Source organism: Streptococcus taonis (assembly GCF_029948085.1).
Lineage (GTDB): Bacteria > Bacillota > Bacilli > Lactobacillales > Streptococcaceae > Streptococcus > Streptococcus taonis.
The window spans coordinates 1-997 of the sequence record NZ_JARZZP010000034.1; the positions used below are offsets into that span (position 1 = coordinate 1).

At 41.5% G+C, this 997-nt stretch carries 1 protein-coding gene; it reads right to left on the reverse strand.

Annotated features, from left to right (window positions below):
• Window positions 1-997 (reverse strand): MiiA motif-containing surface protein (locus QEZ38_RS09735; protein WP_281335783.1); only part of this gene is annotated, 997 nt, incomplete at both ends.

Sequence of the window (997 nt, forward strand, 5' to 3'; positions counted from 1 at the left end):
CTTTATCATCTGATTTCTTAACTGTCTTATCTGCTGGGATAACCGCTGTTGTACCATCTGGGTATGTAACAGTTGTTTTGCCATCTTTGCCAACTTCAACATCTTTCGCTGTTGGGTTAGATTTCTTAACTTCATCGGCTACCTTAGCTTTTTCTGCATCAGTCAAGTTGCTTGGATCTGTAACTGGGGTTACTGATGGATCCTTAACTGCTTTATCATCTGATTTCTTAACTGTCTTATCTGCTGGGATAACCGCTGTTGTACCATCTGGGTATGTAACAGTTGTTTTGCCATCTTTGCCAACTTCAACATCTTTCGCTGTTGGGTTAGATTTCTTAACTTCATCGGCTACCTTAGCTTTTTCTGCATCAGTCAAGTTGCTTGGATCTGTAACTGGGGTTACTGATGGATCCTTAACTGCTTTATCATCTGATTTCTTAACTGTCTTATCTGCTGGGATAACCGCTGTTGTACCATCTGGGTATGTAACAGTTGTTGTGCCATCTTTGCCAACTTCAACATCTTTCGCTGTTGGGTTAGATTTCTTAACTTCATCGGCTACCTTAGCTTTTTCTGCGTCTGTTAAGTTAGCTGGATCTTTAACTGGTGTTACTGCCGGATCCGTTACTTTGTTATTATCTGCATCTGTAGCTGGTGAACTTGGATTTTGAACAGTCACTTTAACTGGTACTTCATCCTTAGATCCATCTGGGTATGTTACAACGACTGTAGCGTCTTTGTCACCTGGGGTAGTTGTGTCTACTGGTGTCTTGAACTCTACTGTTGTTCCTTCTGGAAGATCACCTACATTGCCGATTGAATCTTTGGCAGATGGTTTATCTCCTGGTTTAACAGTTTGATCTTTCGCTGTTGGAGTGTTGTTGTCTGCATCAGATGTCTTCTCTGGATCTTTTACAGTTACTTTAACTGGTACTTCATCCTTAGATCCATCTGGGTATGTTACAACGACTGTAGCGTCTTTGTCACCTGGGGTAGT